General features: G+C 59.1%; 19 protein-coding genes. 9 read left to right on the forward strand and 10 right to left on the reverse strand.

The features are described from left to right. Positions 1 to 37 precede the first annotated feature (37 nt). Positions 38 to 643 carry a glutathione transferase GstA gene (gstA, locus tag ABVR31_RS10490; RefSeq protein WP_031279159.1) on the forward strand — a complete coding sequence of 202 codons (606 nt, stop codon included), beginning with the start codon at positions 38 to 40 and terminating at the stop codon, positions 641 to 643. A 43-nt stretch (positions 644 to 686) separates the two neighbouring features. On the opposite strand, the gene pdxY is transcribed toward gstA, so the two are convergent. From pdxY to anmK, 5 genes are all read right to left on the reverse strand, one after another. Continuing rightward, positions 687 to 1,547 carry a pyridoxal kinase PdxY gene (gene pdxY, locus ABVR31_RS10495; RefSeq protein ID WP_222950998.1) on the reverse strand — a complete coding sequence of 287 codons (861 nt, stop codon included), beginning with the start codon at positions 1,545 to 1,547 and terminating at the stop codon, positions 687 to 689. 53 nt (positions 1,548 to 1,600) lie between these two features. After that, positions 1,601 to 2,875: a tyrosine--tRNA ligase gene (gene tyrS / locus ABVR31_RS10500; RefSeq protein ID WP_059011053.1), complete on the reverse strand. Its 1,275-nt coding sequence runs from the start codon at positions 2,873 to 2,875 to the stop codon at positions 1,601 to 1,603. Positions 2,876 to 3,014: 139 nt separating this feature from the next. Continuing rightward, positions 3,015 to 3,671, reverse strand: a complete 657-nt coding sequence (gene pdxH / locus ABVR31_RS10505; protein WP_021506201.1) for a pyridoxamine 5'-phosphate oxidase — start codon at positions 3,669 to 3,671, stop codon at positions 3,015 to 3,017. Between the two features lie 20 nt (positions 3,672 to 3,691). Then, positions 3,692 to 4,021, reverse strand: coding sequence for an MliC family protein (locus ABVR31_RS10510; protein WP_021506202.1), 330 nt, complete (start codon positions 4,019 to 4,021; stop codon positions 3,692 to 3,694). Positions 4,022 to 4,030: 9 nt separating this feature from the next. Continuing rightward, positions 4,031 to 5,152 carry an anhydro-N-acetylmuramic acid kinase gene (gene anmK, locus ABVR31_RS10515; RefSeq protein ID WP_088515851.1) on the reverse strand — a complete coding sequence of 374 codons (1,122 nt, stop codon included), beginning with the start codon at positions 5,150 to 5,152 and terminating at the stop codon, positions 4,031 to 4,033. Positions 5,153 to 5,437: 285 nt separating this feature from the next. Here anmK and slyB point away from each other — a divergent pair, with 285 nt between their 5' ends. Continuing rightward, positions 5,438 to 5,905: an outer membrane lipoprotein SlyB gene (gene slyB, locus ABVR31_RS10520; RefSeq protein ID WP_021506204.1), complete on the forward strand. Its 468-nt coding sequence runs from the start codon at positions 5,438 to 5,440 to the stop codon at positions 5,903 to 5,905. 41 nt (positions 5,906 to 5,946) lie between these two features. Here the strand turns inward: slyB and slyA are convergent, their stop codons facing one another. Further along, positions 5,947 to 6,384, reverse strand: a complete 438-nt coding sequence (gene slyA / locus ABVR31_RS10525) for a transcriptional regulator SlyA (protein ID WP_010618966.1) — start codon at positions 6,382 to 6,384, stop codon at positions 5,947 to 5,949. A gap of 150 nt (positions 6,385 to 6,534) precedes the next feature. Between slyA and ABVR31_RS10530 the strand changes: the two genes are divergently transcribed. From ABVR31_RS10530 to ABVR31_RS10540, 3 genes are read left to right on the forward strand one after another with little or no spacing between them, the layout of a single operon-like run. Then, entirely contained in the window at positions 6,535 to 6,771 is a 237-nt protein-coding gene (locus ABVR31_RS10530) for a DUF1656 domain-containing protein (protein WP_021506205.1), read from the forward strand. Positions 6,772 to 6,777: 6 nt separating this feature from the next. Further along, positions 6,778 to 7,635 carry an HlyD family secretion protein gene (locus ABVR31_RS10535; RefSeq protein ID WP_288422578.1) on the forward strand — a complete coding sequence of 286 codons (858 nt, stop codon included), beginning with the start codon at positions 6,778 to 6,780 and terminating at the stop codon, positions 7,633 to 7,635. 7 nt (positions 7,636 to 7,642) lie between these two features. Then, complete coding sequence (locus ABVR31_RS10540) at positions 7,643 to 9,643, forward strand: FUSC family protein (protein WP_372772686.1); 2,001 nt, start codon at positions 7,643 to 7,645, stop codon at positions 9,641 to 9,643. Here ABVR31_RS10540 and ABVR31_RS10545 read toward each other — a convergent pair whose 3' ends face one another. The 4 genes from ABVR31_RS10545 to ABVR31_RS10560 form a co-directional block, all read right to left on the reverse strand. Continuing rightward, positions 9,644 to 10,111 (reverse strand): hypothetical protein, encoded by a 468-nt coding sequence (locus ABVR31_RS10545; RefSeq protein WP_372772688.1) that lies wholly within the window; start codon positions 10,109 to 10,111, stop codon positions 9,644 to 9,646. It abuts the gene before it with no gap. A gap of 128 nt (positions 10,112 to 10,239) precedes the next feature. Next, entirely contained in the window at positions 10,240 to 10,758 is a 519-nt protein-coding gene (gene sodC, locus ABVR31_RS10550; RefSeq protein WP_021506209.1) for a superoxide dismutase family protein, read from the reverse strand. Between the two features lie 81 nt (positions 10,759 to 10,839). Then, the gene (locus tag ABVR31_RS10555; RefSeq protein WP_104092875.1) at positions 10,840 to 11,736 is read right to left on the reverse strand and encodes an aldo/keto reductase family oxidoreductase; all 897 of its coding nucleotides are present in this window, start codon (positions 11,734 to 11,736) and stop codon (positions 10,840 to 10,842) included. A 65-nt stretch (positions 11,737 to 11,801) separates the two neighbouring features. After that, on the reverse strand, positions 11,802 to 12,041 hold the full coding sequence (locus tag ABVR31_RS10560) for a DUF1289 domain-containing protein (RefSeq protein WP_021506211.1): 240 nt from the start codon (positions 12,039 to 12,041) through the stop codon (positions 11,802 to 11,804). 220 nt (positions 12,042 to 12,261) lie between these two features. Between ABVR31_RS10560 and eptA the strand changes: the two genes are divergently transcribed. The 4 genes from eptA to gloA all read left to right on the forward strand — a co-directional run bounded on the left by eptA (position 12,262) and on the right by gloA (position 16,191). After that, the gene (eptA, locus tag ABVR31_RS10565) at positions 12,262 to 13,899 is read left to right on the forward strand and encodes a phosphoethanolamine transferase EptA (RefSeq protein ID WP_372772691.1); all 1,638 of its coding nucleotides are present in this window, start codon (positions 12,262 to 12,264) and stop codon (positions 13,897 to 13,899) included. 39 nt (positions 13,900 to 13,938) lie between these two features. Continuing rightward, positions 13,939 to 14,535 (forward strand): TetR/AcrR family transcriptional regulator, encoded by a 597-nt coding sequence (locus tag ABVR31_RS10570; RefSeq protein WP_031279165.1) that lies wholly within the window; start codon positions 13,939 to 13,941, stop codon positions 14,533 to 14,535. A 49-nt stretch (positions 14,536 to 14,584) separates the two neighbouring features. After that, the gene (locus ABVR31_RS10575) at positions 14,585 to 15,682 is read left to right on the forward strand and encodes an alkene reductase (protein ID WP_058776267.1); all 1,098 of its coding nucleotides are present in this window, start codon (positions 14,585 to 14,587) and stop codon (positions 15,680 to 15,682) included. Between the two features lie 101 nt (positions 15,683 to 15,783). Further along, positions 15,784 to 16,191, forward strand: a complete 408-nt coding sequence (gloA, locus tag ABVR31_RS10580) for a lactoylglutathione lyase (RefSeq protein WP_021314698.1) — start codon at positions 15,784 to 15,786, stop codon at positions 16,189 to 16,191. The last annotated feature ends 68 nt before the right edge of the window (positions 16,192 to 16,259 follow it).

The raw sequence follows: 16,259 nt of genomic DNA on the forward strand, positions 1-16,259 counted from the left end.
CTGCTGTCATCACAACAACTCATCAGGAGAGGCCATGATGAAACTCTATTGTAAGCCCGGTGCCTGTTCGCTCTCGCCGCATATCGTTGCGCGCGAATGCGGGCTGGATTTTACGCAGGTCAATGTCGATCTGCAGAAGAAAGTCACCGAGCGCGGAGAAGATTACTGGCAGATAAACCCCAAAGGACAGGTTCCCGCGCTGCAGTTTGATGACGGCAGCATACTGACGGAAGGCGTGGCGATTGTGCAGTATCTGGCGGATCTCAAGCCGGATCGCAACCTGCTGGCACCGACCGGCAGCCTGACGCGCTACCACACGCTGGAGTGGCTAAGCTACATCAGCAGCGAATTGCACAAAACCTTTTCCCCGCTGTTCCGTCCGGATACGCCGGAAGAGTACAAAGCCATAGTGCGTGCACAGCTGGAGCAAAAATTTCAGCGCGTTAACGATGCGCTGCAGGATAAACAGTGGCTGATGGGGTTACGCTTCACCGTCGCCGATGTCTATCTGTTTGTGGTTACGCGCTGGGCAAAAGCCATCAAACTGAATCTCGAAGGTTTGAGCGCGCTGGAGGCATGGTTTGCGCGGGTGGCCGCGCGGCCGGCGGTTCAGGCCGCACTGAAGGCTGAAGGTCTGGTCTGACGCCATAGGCCGGCATGCTGGCCGGCCTGTTAATTAACAGCGATTACAGCTGTTCTGCCGCAAAGTGCTGCGTGGGTTGCGCAATTGCATCCTGCGCCGCCACCAGTTGCAGTTCATACTCGCCCATCTCGTGGGTTTTCAGCATCACTTCATATACTGCCGCCGTCACATGTTCCAGCGCATCCTGCAGCGATTTGCCGTGCAGCAGGTCAACCAGCAGCAGGCCACTGGTCAGATCGCCAACCCCCACCGGCTGACGCACACCAAAATCCACCAGCGGACGGCTGATGTGCCAGCACTGATCGGCGGTGGCCAGCAGCATTTCAAAGCGATCGCTACGGCGTCCGGCGCGCGCCAGATGTTTCACCAGCACCGCGCGCGGCCCCTGCGCAATCAATGCGCGAGCGGCAACCACCGCCTGCTCCACGTTAGCGACCGTCTGGCCACTGAGCATCTCCAGCTCCAGCAGGTTCGGCGCGATAAGATCGCTGGCCGGCATCGCCTGCTTGCAGTGAAACTCCGCTACGCCGGGCGCGACGATGCAGCCTTTTTCCGGATGGCCCATCACCGGGTCACAGAAATACCAGGCGTCAGGATTAGCCGCCTTCACCATACGCACGATTTCCAGGATCTGTTCGCCCTGCTCCGCCGAGCCGAGATAGCCGCTCAGCACCGCATCGCAGGTTTTCAGACGATCGATGGCGGCGATCCCGCTGACGATATCGGTCAGATGGGTGGCGGGCATCACGGTGCCGGTCCAGTGACCATACTGGGTGTGATTGGAAAACTGCACGGTGTTTAACGGCCAGACGTTGGCGCCCATGCGTCGCATCGGGAATTCGGCCGCGCTGTTACCGGCGTGGCCATAAACCACGTGAGACTGAATTGCGAGGATATTTTTCATTATTGCCCTGTACTGCTTGCCATAAAAAAGGGCCGGAGACCGGCCCTTGCACCTTACTGCCAGCTAATCAGGCAGTAGTGTTTTTTGCCGCGACGCAGCAGCGTGTAACGACCAAACAGTTTGTCGCTGTCGCTGAAACGATACTCGGCATCAGATTGTTTCTCACCGTTGACAGACACCGCGTTGGAGCCAATCATGGTGCGCGCCTGGCCGCGTGACGGCACCAGTTCCGCCGCCACGAGCGCCTGTTGCAGATCGTCGTCCGCCTTCAGGCTAATGGTCGGCATGCCATCCTGAGCAAGCTGCTCAAAGTCCGCTTCGGTCATGTCGCTCAGACTGCCGGAGAACAGGCTGTCGGTGATGCGCTTCGCCGCGCTCAGACCGCTTTCGCCGTGCACCAGACGCGTCACCTGCTCTGCCAGCACATACTGCGCGCGCGGCGCTTTGCCACTGGTTTTGTCTTCTTCTTCCAGCGCATTGATCTCTTCAATGCTCATAAAGGTGAAGAACTTCAGGAAACGATAGACGTCGGCGTCGGCGGTGTTGATCCAGAACTGGTAGAACTTGTACGGACTGGTTTTCTTCGCATCCAGCCATACCGCGCCACCTTCGGTTTTACCAAATTTGGTGCCGTCCGACTTGGTGATCAGCGGCACCGTCAGTCCCCACGCCTGCTGCTGATGCAGACGACGCGTCAGATCGATGCCGGAGGTGATGTTACCCCACTGGTCGGAGCCGCCAATCTGCAGCACCACGTCGTAGCGCTTGTTCAGTTCGGCAAAGTCGTAACCCTGCAGCAGGTTGTAGGAAAACTCGGTGTAGGAGATGCCCTGATCTTCACGGTTCAGGCGCATCTTCACCGCTTCACGGTTGATCATCTGGTTGACCGAGAAGTGCTTACCGATATCGCGCAGGAAGGTCAGCACGTTCATGCCGCCAAACCAGTCATAGTTGTTGGCCGCGATGGCGCTGTTGTCGCCGCAGTCAAAATCGAGGAAAGGCGCAACCTGTTTGCGGATCTTCTCTACCCACTCGTTGACAGTTTCCGTGGTATTGAGTTTACGTTCGGCCGCTTTAAAGCTGGGATCGCCGATCAGGCCGGTGGCACCGCCGACCAGGGCCACCGGCTTGTGGCCGGCATCCTGGAAACGTTTCAGGCACAGCAGCGGCACCAGATGGCCCAAGTGCAAGCTATCAGCGGTGGGATCAAAGCCGCAATAGAGTGCAATTGGCCCTTGCGCCAGCCGCTCTGCTAACGCTTCCTCGTCCGTTACCTGGGCTACTAAGCCTCTCTCTTGCAATTGTTGTATCAGGTTACTGCTGGTCATCACTGACTCCAAATTGATCAGACTGCACCTATGCTGGTACACAGCTGTCCGCTGACGTGCGGATACGAAAAAAATGAGGGCTATAGCATAAAGCGCTGACGAGCCGTGCGCCAGCGCTGAAAGGGGATAAAACGCAGTTTTACGGTGCTAAACGGTCGATTGTCCAGCCGCTGCCATCACGCTGATAAAGGAAGCGGTCATGCAGGCGATGTTCGCCGCCCTGCCAGAACTCCATGGTGTGGAATCTGACACGGAATCCGCCCCAGAAACTCGGCAGCGGCACTTCCCCCTGCTGAAACTTCTGCTTGAGCTCAAGGAATTTGCCCTCGAGCACGCCGCGCGCGGAAATCCGGCTCGACTGTTTCGATACCCAGGCGCCAATCTGGCTGTCTCGCGGACGGCTGTGGAAGTACTTCAGCACTTCCAGCGGCGACAGTTTCTCCACTTCGCCCAGCACCATTACCTGACGCTCAAGGAAGTGCCAGGGAAAATGCAGGGAAATACGCGGATTGTCCGCCAGCTGCAGCGCTTTACGGCTGCCGAGGTTGGTGTAAAACACCATGCCCTGCTCATCGTAGTGTTTAAGCAGGACGATGCGCTGATAGGGCTGGCCGCTGCTATCCACCGTCGCCACCGTCATGGCGGTGGGATCGGGCAGCTGCGCGGCGCACGCCTGCTGCAGCCACTGCTCAAACAGCGCCAGAGGCGTATCTGGCAAATCTTTGCGCCGCAGCCCGCCGCGCGTGTACTCCCGACGCAGGTGGGCAATGTGTTGCAAGCTGTCACTGTCGCTCATGCTGGTATCCCGGTTCTCTCTTACTGTGCGGAGGCATCCGCGTTCTGCAGTTCACAATCATTAATCACGATTTTATCGTTGCGTTCAACAAAGGCGCCATTGCCTTTTGACCAGAAAACGTAGGTCCCATCGCTGTAACGCGCGCCGGAGGCAGACACCGTCTGGGTCAGCGTGAGCGGTTTGCCGTCCAGAATAAAGCTTACCTGCTGCTTCGCGTTGTCCAGAGTGACCGTCAGCGGCAGCGTGCCACACTGGTAATGTAACGTCTCTGGCGCGGGTGCGGGTTTATGCCAGATACCACAGCCGCTGAGTAAGGTCAGGGTGCCGGCCAGCACGATCATCTTTTTCATGTTTGCTCCTTAACGTATTGCGTGGGGATTGGCGGGATAGATGGCACCCAGCACGCTCATTTCGCGCGCGCCGGTTACCGCCGGCAGATTGCCCGGCAGCCCGGACAGGGTGCGGAACGCCAGCCAGGCAAAGGCCAGCGCCTCCATATCATCACCGCTGATACCGGCCTGATCGGTGGTGCCCACTTCAGTGCCAGACAAATGCGCGGCCAGCCGCGCCATCAGCAGCGGATTGCGACTGCCGCCGCCGCACACCAGCAGACGATCGCAGCCATCGTTGAGCTGTACCTGATGGGCGATGGTCAGCGCGGTCAGCTCGCACAGCGTTGCCTGCACATCCTGCGGGGCCAGCGCCGGGAAGCGCTGCAGCTGCTGTTCCACCCAGCCCAGGTTGAAGTATTCCCGACCGGTGCTTTTGGGTGGCGGCAGCGCAAACCACGGATCGCCGAGCATCTGCTCCAGCAGCGCGGGCACGACCTGGCCACTGCGCGCCCAGCCGGCATCTTTATCAAACGGCAGGCCTTTGTGGCGCCAGATCCACGCATCCATCAGCATATTACCTGGTCCGGTATCAAAGCCACGCACCGGCTGACCGGGTATCAGCAGCGACAGATTGGCGATGCCGCCAATATTCAGCACCATGCGCCGTTCAACGCTGTCCATCAGCAACGCCTGGTGAAAAGCCGGTACCAGCGGCGCGCCCTGGCCGCCCAGCGCCATGTCGCGGCGGCGAAAATCGCCCACCACCGTGACGCCGGTCGCGGCAGCGATCTGGTTATTGTCGCCAATTTGCAGCGTATTCGGTGCCGCCGACTGCGGCTCGTGCCACACCGTCTGGCCGTGGCAGCCAATCGCCATGATATCGCTGGCCTCCAGCGCCTGCTGCTGCATCAGCGTCAGTACGGCTTCCGCAAACAGCTGGCCGAGCCGGGTATCAAGCTGACCGAGCTGCGACAGCGTCAGCGTCTGTCCCTGACAAATTTCCAGCACCTGCTGACGCAGCGCCAGCGGGATGGGATGGCAGTAGCTGGCCTGTTGCGCCACCATATGCTGGTCGATCGCGGCCAGCACGACGTCTACGCCGTCCAGGCTGGTGCCGGACATCACGCCGATATAGCGTCCTGATTTCATAGCGCTTCCTTACCCGTTTGCGGGCCTGCAATGCATCTGTGTTTAGCCTGGCAAATTACCGGGGCTAATTCTATGATAAATTTCCGCTTTTCAACTGCGCTGCGACACGCATTCCGGCAGCAAACTATTTTCATCCGGCAATTGAATTTTTGTTGATGGGCGGTGGTCTATGCTTCGGCCCAGCCGCATATTGTTCGGACATCGCGTCAATTGACCATTTTCTGACTTATACTGTTGCAGTACAGGACGAGAATATGGCGTTTTTTTGCATTAAGGAGCTTTCTCATGATTAAGCGTTTCGTAGCCGTAGCCCTGGCGGGTATCACGCTGGCTGGCTGTGTTAATAACGATACCCTTTCCGGCGATGTTTACAGCGCCAGCGAAGCCAAACAGGTTCAAAGCGTCTCATACGGTACGCTGGTCTCCGTGCGTCCGGTAAAAATTCAGGGCGGCGATGACAGTAATGTGATCGGTGCCATTGGCGGTGCGGTGCTGGGTGGTTTCCTCGGAAACACCATCGGGGGCGGCGCGGGGCGCAGTCTGGCAACAGCCGGCGGTGCGGTACTGGGCGGCGTAGCCGGTCAGGGCGTGCAGGGTGCGCTCAACAAATCTGACGGCGTAGAGCTGGAGATCCGTAAGGATGACGGCAATACCATTATGGTGGTGCAGAAGCAGTCCGCCAGCCGTTACTCAGTCGGCCAGCGCGTGGTGATGGCCTCCAACGGCAGCCAGGTCACCGTCTCTCCGCGCTAAGCGCACAGATAAAAAAAACCGACGCCAGTGCGTCGGTTTTTTTATTTCTCGCGGTTCTGCAACTCGAGAATGTTTTTTTCCAGCCGGGCAATCAGCGTCACCATCTGATTGATCTCTTCGAGGCTGATGCCGGAGAGGATGTCGTCACGCGTCGCGTCTATCACGTTTTCGACCTGCTCAATGATCGGCTCAGCCTGGCGGGTCAGCTTGATGCGCTTGGCGCGGCGATCGTTAGCGCAGGTGGCGCGGGTGATGAGCCCCTTCTCTTCCAGTTGATCCAGCGTACGCACCAGCGACGGCTGCTCAATACCGATGGCTTTCGCCAGCTGAATCTGCGACTGCTCTGGCGGGAGTTGATGAATATTGTGCAACGTCACCCAGTGGGTTTGTGTCAACTCAAGCGGCTTCAGACGCTGGTCGATCAACGCGCGCCAGATGCGCACCAGGCGAGACAGATCTGTTCCAAGCGGCGTATCCATTTCATCTCCTTATAATTAGCTTGCTAGCTATCAAGCCAGATTTTACACTATTCTGCGAGTTTACAGGACAAATTACAAATCCCGGGCCAGACGGCACGCCCGCTGTCTACACTTGATTTAACCGTGCCCGGGTAAAAAGGATGATGCCACGTGTCAATCTTCGCGCTCACCGCGACAGCGCCGCTGACCGATCTGGTGTTCGGTGCCTCACTGTTCTTCCCGCCGCTGTTCAAAGCGGTGCTGCTGGGCTTCTTTTTCTGGCTGCTGATTCATCCGCTGCTGCGCGGCTGGATCTACTCCGGCGATGTCTGGCACCCCACCTTAATGGATCTCTCACTGTTTGTTCTGTGCGTGAGCGGCGCACTGTGGATACTGAGCCTCGGATAAATCACCATGAAATTCAACCCCTTTAAGTACTTTTCTACCCTTGTGGTGTTTACCCTGGCGCTGCTCGCAGGCTGGTGGATGTGGAACTACTACATGCAGGCCCCGTGGACGCGCGATGGCAAAGTGCGCGCTGAACTGGTGGACGTGACGCCCGAGGTCTCCGGCCGTATCAGCACGCTGGCCGTGCGCGACAATCAGTTTGTGCATAAAGGCGAGGTGCTGCTGACGCTGGATCCGGTGCCGTGGCAGATTGCGCTGACCAATGCGCAGGCCCAGCTGGCGAAGGCGCAGGCCGACCTCGCCAAAGCGCAGCATGAGGCGGATCGCCGTGCCAGCCTGCCGCGTAACGTGATCTCCGCTGAAGATATGGACGCGGCGCGCCTCAACGCGAATGCGGCGGCCGCCACAGCGAAAGCCGCACAGGCGATGCTCGATCAGGCGCGCTGGAACCTGCAGCAAACCACGGTGACGGCACCGACCGACGGCTGGGTCAGTAACCTGACGCTGCGTGCCGGCAATTACGCGACCGCCGGTACGCCACTGTTCGCGCTGGTCGACAGCCACTCTTACTATGTGATGGGCTATTTCGAAGAGACCAAACTGCGCCATATCCAGCCCGGCGCGGCGGCGCAAATCGTGCTGTATAGCAACGGCGCACGACTGCAGGGCCAGGTGGAGAGTATCGGGCGGGCCATTTACGACCAAAGCATCGCCAGCGACGGCGGTCTGGTGCCTGATATCAAACCCAACGTGCCCTGGGTCAGGCTGGCGCAGCGCGTCCCGGTGCGTATCCGGCTAAACGCGGTACCGGATAATGTGCCGCTGGTAGCCGGTACCACCTGCACCATCACTGTCGCGCACTGAGGCCGGCATGAATCTGCAGTGGCTGGCCTGGCACAATCTGCCGTGGATAAAGGCAACCGGCGGCGAGTGGCGCTATGCGTTGCGTAACGCAATCGCGATGTGTCTGGCGCTCACCCTGGCGTATGCGCTGCAGCTGGATCAGCCTTACTGGGCCATGACGTCCGCCGCAGTGGTGAGTTTCCCCACCGTCGGCGGTGCCATCAGCAAAAGCCTTGGCCGCATCGTCGGCAGCCTGCTCGGTGCCAGCGCCGCGCTGCTGATTGCCGGTCATACGCTCAACGAACCGTGGCTGTTTGCCTTTTTCATGGCCGGCTGGCTGGCGCTCTGCACCTGGGTCGCCAGCCATTTTCAGAACAATGTGGCCTACGCCTTTTCACTGGCCGGTTACACCGCCGCGATTATCGCCTTCAGCAGCGTTAACGTTAGCGACGTCAGCCAGCTGTGGGACATCACCCAGGCGCGCGTGTGCGAAGTGATCGTCGGGATTCTCTGTGCCGGGCTGATGATGATGATCCTGCCCAGCACCTCGGACGGCAGCGCACTGATGCTATCGCTGCGCCAGATGCACACCCGCCTGCTTGACCACGCGGTGCTGCTGTTGCAGCAGAGCAGCACGGAAAATGTGCGCACCGCCCACGAAACGGTGATCAGCCAAATCCTCACCATGAATCTGCTGCGCATTCAGGCCTTCTGGAGCCACTATCGCTTCCGCCGGCAAAATAACGTGCTTAACTACGTGCTGCATCAGCAGCTGCGCCTGACCAGCGTGCTCTCCAGCCTGCGGCGCATGCTGCTTAACTGGCCCGACGCGCCGCCGGCGCTGTACAGCGCAATGCAACAGCTGCTGCACGAACTGGCGCAGCCGCAGTGTGATAAATACCGGCTGGCGCAGATTCTGCGCGGCATCACGCCGGACGTGCACGGTGATTTCCGCCAGCGTGCTTTTGTCCAGCGGCTGCGCTACTTCTGCTGGGTGTGGCTGAATGTGGAGCGCTGGATTCGCCTGATCGAGCGCGCCGACGCTGACACCCGTTTCCAGCCACCGTACGCGCCGGCACTGGCACGTGCCAGCGACAGTGCCGAAGCTGGCTGGAGTGCGCTGCGCACGTTTAGCGTGATCATGCTGGGCTGCGCGTTCTGGATCGGTACCCAGTGGGACGCTGGCGCCGCCGCGCTGACGCTTACCGCTATTGCCTGCGTGCTCTACTCGTCATCGCCTTCGCCCGGCGGCAGCGTGTCGCTGCTGCTGAAAACGCTGCTGTGGCTGTCGCTGTTCAGCTTTGTGCTGCAGTTTGGTCTGATGGTGCAAATCAGCGCGCTGTGGCAGTTTTTGCTGCTGCTGTTCCCGCTGCTGCTGACGCTGCAACTGTTTAAGCTGCAACAGAAGCAACGCGCCGCGCTGTGGGGCCAGTTTATTGTGTTTATGGGATCGTTTATCGCGGTAAGTAATCCGCCAGACTGGGATTTCCAGAGCTTCCTTAACGATAACCTGGCAAAAGTGTGTGGCGTCCTGCTGGCGTGGCTGGCGTTTCAGGTGTTACAGCCGGGTTCTGATGCGCGCCGCAGCCGGCGCCATATCCGGGCGCTGCGCCACGCTTTTCTCGATCAGCTACGTCGCCAGCCGCGTCTGAGTGAAAGCCGGTTTGAATCGCAGATTTATCATCACATCAGCCAGCTGAGCCACAGCCGTGATGAGCAGGCGCGCCTGTGGCTGCTGCGCTGGGGCGTGGTGCTGCTGAACTGTTCGCACATTGTCTGGCAGCTGCGCGCCTGGCAACCCCGCTCACCGGCGCTGGCGCAGCTGCGCGACAGCAGTCTGCAGGATTTGCAGCGTATTATGAGTTTGCGCGGTGTGCGTCACGACTCGCTGCAGACCGCGCTGGATACGCTGCAGCAGGCCATTGATCAGCTTCAGGGGCAGCCGGAGAGCGACGCGAATACCCTGGCGGGTATTTTGTGGCGCCTGCGCTGTTCGCTGGCGCAGCTGCGTCAGGCGGTGCCGGATTGATCATTCACAGTACTGGGTAAACTGCCGATTAAAGTCATCGTGCAGCTGTTGCAGGGTCTTCTGCCCTTCAAAGCGGGTTTTATCCTGCTCGGACATCGGTTCGATCACCAGCGCTTTCTCGTCCGACGAGTAGATAAAGCGCCGCGCCAGCGTGCTGCCGGTAAAACTGGTGCCCTGAATGCCGCCGCACACCACGGTGATGGTGTGACGGCGGATTTCGGTATGGGTGAAATTGGTTTCGGTGGCGCTGCGCAGGACGTTCTGACAGCCTTTGGCTTGCAGCCGCTGCAGGGTATGCTGCGTCAGCCATTCGCGGCCGCGGGCAATATTTTCACAACTGGCGCGCAGCGGATTGGTATCTATATCGCGCTGCAGCTGACGGCTGGCCTCCAGTCGCAGCTGGGTATCATTCGGGCGATCGCAGCCCACCAGCGCTAAACACAACAGCAAAATCCCACGCGTTTTCATGCCTGCCCCTGAGCGGTTCCGTTCCTGAATCAACATCATAGGATGGAATGTTGCCGCTGAGTAGCAGGAAAATGGGTCAGAATTTTTCTGCGCGGCGGCGGCGGGTCAGGCCCGTCGCCGCCCGGTACTCAGATCACGCCGCAGGCCAGACGTGCCCCGCCACCGCCAAGCGGTTGCGGATGGTCAGCATGATTATCGCCGCCGACGTGCACCATCAACGCTTTGCCTTTGATCTCGCTTAGCGATTTCAGACGAGGCGCCACCACGGGATAGCTGGCTTTGCCGTCGTCGGTGACATACAGCGCGGGCAAATCGCCGAGGTGACCGTCAGCGTACGGACCGAGGTGCTTGCCGCTGTTGTGCGGATCGAGGTGACCGCCCGCCGCGCCGGCCGCCACGGTTTTGCCGGCGGATTCGCCGGGCTCACAGCTGCCTTTGGCGTGGACGTGGAAGCCGTGAATGCCGGGTTTCAGCCCGCTCAGCGCCGGCGCGAACTGCAGGCCATACGGGGTTTCGCTGATGGTCACCTTACCGATCGACTCACCGATACCCTGCGCCGTCACCTGATGCAGCGTCACGTCTTCTGACGCCGCGTGTGCACCGGCAGCACACACCAGCGTCAGCACGGCCATAATGGTTTTTTTCATAACGTCTCCTTACGGTTCAGATTCCCTCTAAGCCTGGACCGCTTTTGCCCAGGCTGCCGTAGTTTGACGCAGATTTACGCTTCAGGGCACATCGTAGCCGAGTGCCGCCTTGCGAATGCGGAACCACTGCTGGCGATCCAGCGTCAGTTCACAGGCTTTCACCGCGTCGCTCACGCGCGCAGTTTTACCGGAACCGATAATCGGCAGCGGACGACTGGGCAGCTTCATTACCCAGGCATAGACCACCTGCTCGATATTGCTGGCACCGATCTCCTGACGCACCTGTTCCAGCTCATCGCGCAGCGGCTGGTAGTGCGGATCGTTAAACAGGCGGCCGCCACCGAGGCACGACCACGCCATCGGGCGCATACGCGTCTGCTGGCACTGGTCGAGCGTGCCGTCGAGCAGCGCCGACTGCTCCAGCGGTGAGATTTCCAGCTGATTGGTGACCAGGCTAAACGGCAGACGGGATTGCAGCAGCGTGAACTGCGCAGCGGTAAAGTTGGACACGCCAAAATAACGCACCTTGCCACTCTGATGCAGCTGCAGGAAGGCTTCAGCGATTTCATCTGCATCCATTAACGGATCCGGACGGTGAATCAACAGCAGATCGAGATAATCGGTGGCAAAGTGGCGCAGGGAATTTTCCGCACTGTGCAGGATGTGGCTGGCTTCGGTGATGTAGTGACCGATTTTATGTTCCGGTTTCGCGCGGGTGGCAATGCCGCACTTGGTGACGATTTGCAACTGCTGGCGCAGCTGCGGTGCCAGGCGCAGCGCTTCGCCGAACGCGGCTTCACAGCGATAGTCGCCATAGATGTCGGCGTGGTCAACGGTGGTGATGCCCAATGCCAGATGATGCTCAATAAACTGCACCAGCTGCTGCGGCGTCATGCCCCACTCCATCAGCCGCCAGTAACCGGCAATCAGCGGCGAAAAAGCGGGTCCCTGCGGGGCAATAGCGTGCGGTTGTAACATGGTTAAACTCCCTTCTGCGCAATAGCGAAAGCGCGAGTATAACCAAATGCGCACGGCGCGTTTTCTTAAAACAGCTCCGGTTGCTGTGGATCAGGATTTTCATCCACTTTTTGCTGACGCTGCAGGCGCAACAGGCGCTGACGACACAGGCGCAGCACCTCGCGTTTTTGCGCATCGCTGAATTTCATCCAGTTGAAGCGCTCCTCCCGGCTGCGCAGACAGCCACGGCAATAGCCGCGCGCATCGCTCTGGCAGATACCGCGACAGGGGCTCGGAACCGGAAAAAACTCTAATTGCTCAGCCACATCACCTCCGCAATGAACCTATCCACTCTTATTGATAACAGCTTAGTGACATAGTGCAAGGCATAAACCGTTATTACTGGTACTGTACACGGCGACAACCACGCCAGCTTCCGTCACCGTGGCAATAGTCAGGGAATCAATCAGGTAAGGAGACGCGGTTAAGGTTTTCCTCATCTTCAATTCATACGATTGTCATATTCCGTTATTCCGATGAGTCTCCATGAAACTGATCTCTAAGTTACAGTGTCAAGAAAACAGTTTTAATTTACTGGCCGCGTTGTTCTTTGCCTTTGTTCTCAATGCCCTGTTTTTATTGCGCGCGTGGGAAATTATTCCCTACACCCGCGTGCACGATTACCTGTTCGCCGCCAGCATGCCGGTGGTGCTGGTCGCGGCGTTTTATCTGCTCTTTTCACTGCTGGCCTGGCCGTGGATACGCAAACCGCTGCTGATTGTGCTGATTCTCGCCAGCGCCGCCGCCAACTACTTTATGCACAGCTTTGGTACGGTCATCGACACCAACATGATCGAAAACGTGTTTGAGTCGAATGCGCAGGAAACCGGCGCGCTGATGAGCCGCAACTATGTCATCTGGATGCTGCTGATGGGCATTCTTCCGGTCGCGCTGGTGTGCAGCGTCCGTATCAGCAATCGCCAGCGCTGGTGGTGGAACCTGCTGCAGCGCCTCGCCAGTGCGCTCGGTGCCGTACTGGTGATTCTGCTGATGGCCGTGCTGTTCTACAAAGACTACGCTTCGCTGATCCGCAATAACAAAGGGCTGGTGAAGATGATCACCCCTGCCAATATTGTCAGTGGCACCGGCCATTATGTCGATCAGCGCTATCTGCAGGGCAGCCAGGCGCTGGTGAAGATTGGCGAAGATGCGAAGAAAGGACCGCTAATCACCGCCGGGCCGAAGAAGACGCTGGTGGTGCTGGTGGTGGGCGAAACTGCGCGCGCGGAGAACTTCTCCCTCGGCGGCTATGCGCGCGACACCAACCCACAGCTGAAAAAGCAGCAGGTGATTTATTATCCCAACGCCAGCTCCTGCGGCACAGAAACTGCCATTTCGGTGCCGTGTATGTTCTCGAATATGCCGCGCGAGCACTATGACGCGAACCTCGCCCATCATCAGGAAGGCGTGCTGGATGTGCTGGCCCATGCGGGAGTCAGCGTGCTGTGGCGCGAAAACGACGGCGGCTGCAAGGGTGCCTGCGACCGCGTGCCGCATACCGATATGACGCAGTGGCAGCTGCCACAGTACTGCCACGATGGCTTCTGCCTCGATGACGTCCTGCTGCATCGCTTTGATAACTATGTCGACAGTCTGCACAATGACGGCATCATCGTACTGCACCAGATGGGCAGCCACGGTCCGGCTTACTTTAAGCGCTATCCGGCCGCGTTCCAGCGCTTTACGCCGACCTGCGACAGCAATCAGATACAGGATTGCGATCACCAGGCGCTGGTCAACACCTACGATAACTCGCTGCTGTATACCGACGATATGCTGAGTCGCACCATCGATAAGCTGAAGGGCCTGAGCAATCGCTTTAACGTGGCGCTGGTGTATCTGTCCGACCATGGCGAATCACTGGGCGAACACGGCATGTACCTGCACGGTGCGCCGTACCTGTTTGCGCCGTCGCAGCAGACGCACATCCCGCTGCTGCTGTGGATGTCGCCGGGCTACGCCGCGGCGTATCACATTGATCAGGCCTGTCTGCGCCAGCAGGCGGCAGAGACAGCGGTGTCGCAGGATAATCTGTTCCACACGGTGCTCGGCCTGTTCAATATCCAGACGCAGCAGTATCAGCCGCAGCTGGATATGATCAAATCGTGCCAGAATCGCGTCTGAGGATTGCATTAGACCGACTGGTCTAATACTCTGCCTGCCATGAACAAGACAGTGCAACGCAACGAAACCCGTGAACATCTGCTCGCCACCGGCGAGCAGGTCTGCCTGCAGCGCGGTTTCACCGGCATGGGGTTGAGCGAAATGCTGGCGCTGGCGGAAGTGCCGAAAGGCTCGTTTTACCACTACTTCCGCTCGAAAGAAGCGTTCGGTGTGGCGCTGCTCGAGCGCTATTTCGTCAACTATCAGCAGCAGGTTGAACAGCAGCTGACCCAGCCCGGCGTTACTGCACGCGAACGCTTACTGCAGCATTTTCGCTACGCGGAACGGCTATTTATTGAGCAGGGTCACATTGTTGGCTGTCTGGGCGTTAAGCTTTCCGGCGAAGTGTGCGATCTGTCAGAGCCGATGCGCGATGCGCTGCAGCGCGGTGCCACGGCCATTACGGCGGCTTACGCACGCTGTCTGACGGAGGTCGCAGCCGAACAGCCGCTGCCCTATGGGCAAAGCCCGCAGCAGCTGGCGCAACGCTGTTATCTGCTGTGGCTGGGTGCCAGCCTGCAGAGCAAGATTTCACGTGAGCCCGGGCCGATTAGCCTGGCGCTCGACACCATCGAACAGTGGCTTAATCACCGCTGATTTTTAAAAACGGCAATTTCTAGACGACCGGTCTATTACAGGAGTCATCATGGCGAGTAAACAGCTGTTCACCCCGCTGAAAGTGGGCGCGATTACCGTACCTAACCGTGTATTTATGGCGCCGCTGACGCGTCTGCGCAGCATTGAACCGGGCGATATTCCTACCCCGCTGATGGCGGAGTATTATCAGCAGCGCGCCAGCGCGGGTCTGATCATTACCGAAGCCACCCAGGTTTCGTTCCAGGCGAAAGGCTACGCCGGTGCGCCGGGTTTGCACACCGCAGAGCAGATTGCTGCGTGGAAAATGATTAACGAAGGTATTCACGCCGCGCACGGTCACAGCGCCGTTCAGCTGTGGCACACCGGCCGCATCTCGCATAATAGCGTGCAGCCGGATGGCAAAGCGCCGGTCGCACCGTCCGCGATCGCCGCTGGCACCCGCACCTCGCTGCGCGCCGCCGACGGCAGCGTATACCGCGAAGATACCTCCATGCCGCGTGAACTGAGCGTGGCAGAAATTCAGCAGATCGTTAAAGACTTCGGCCAGGCGGCAGCCAATGCGCGCGACGCTGATTTTGACCTGCTGGAACTGCACTCTGCGCACGGCTATCTGATGCATCAGTTCCTCGCACCCGGTTCTAACCAGCGTACCGATGAATACGGCGGTTCGATTGAGAAGCGCGGCCGTTTCGCGCTGGAAGTGGTCGATGCGGCAATTGCTAACTGGTCAGCCGATCGCATCGGTATCCGCATCTCGCCCATCGGCGCCTTCCAGAATCTGGAAAACGGTCCGGATGAAGAAGAAGCGGCACTGTGGTACATCAGCGAACTGGGCAAGCGCGGCCTCGCCTACCTGCACCTGTCTGAGCCAGACTGGGCGGGCGGTAAGCCTTACACCGATGAGTTCCGCCAGAAAGTGCGTGCCGCCTTCCCGGGCGTGATTATCGGTGCCGGTGCCTACACCGTGGAAAAAGCGGACGATCTGATTGCGCGTGGCCTGATTGACGCGGTGGCCTTTGGCCGTGACTTCATCGCCAACCCGGATCTGGTAGCGCGCCTGCAGCAGGATGCACCGCTTAACCCGCAGCGCCCGGAGAGCTTCTACGGCGGCGGCGCGGAAGGTTACACCGACTACCCAACACTGTAAGTCAAACGCGGCCGCAGCGGATGTGCGGCCGCGTGCTTTCTTCAGGGCATTCCCTCGCTATACTAAGCGGGTTCCCTGATGACTTTTGAAAAGAGGATGTTATGCGTTTACTTCACACTATGTTACGCGTTGGCGATCTGCAGCGCTCCATCGATTTTTACACCCGCGTGCTGGGCATGCGCGTGCTGCGTCAGAGCGAAAACACCGAATACAAGTACACCCTGGCTTTCGTGGGTTACACCGAAGAGAGCGAAGGTGCGGTCATTGAGCTGACCTACAACTGGGGCGTGGATAAATACGACCTCGGCAATGCCTACGGCCACATCGCGCTGGGCGTGGATGATGTCGCGGCGACCTGCGACCGCATTCGTCAGGCGGGCGGTAACGTCACGCGTGAAGCCGGCCCGGTCAAAGGCGGCAGCACCATCATCGCTTTCGTGGAAGATCCGGACGGCTACAAAATCGAGCTGATCGAAAACAAACACGCCGGTCACGGCCTCGGCAACTAATGCCGTTAGTCAGCCTGCTAATTTGCGGGCTGACTTCCCTCTCCTGCTGCACCCTGCGCCGATTTTTG

It is taken from the genome of Pantoea sp. WEP (genome assembly GCF_041678305.1).
In the GTDB taxonomy this organism is placed as follows: domain Bacteria; phylum Pseudomonadota; class Gammaproteobacteria; order Enterobacterales; family Enterobacteriaceae; genus Pantoea; species Pantoea dispersa.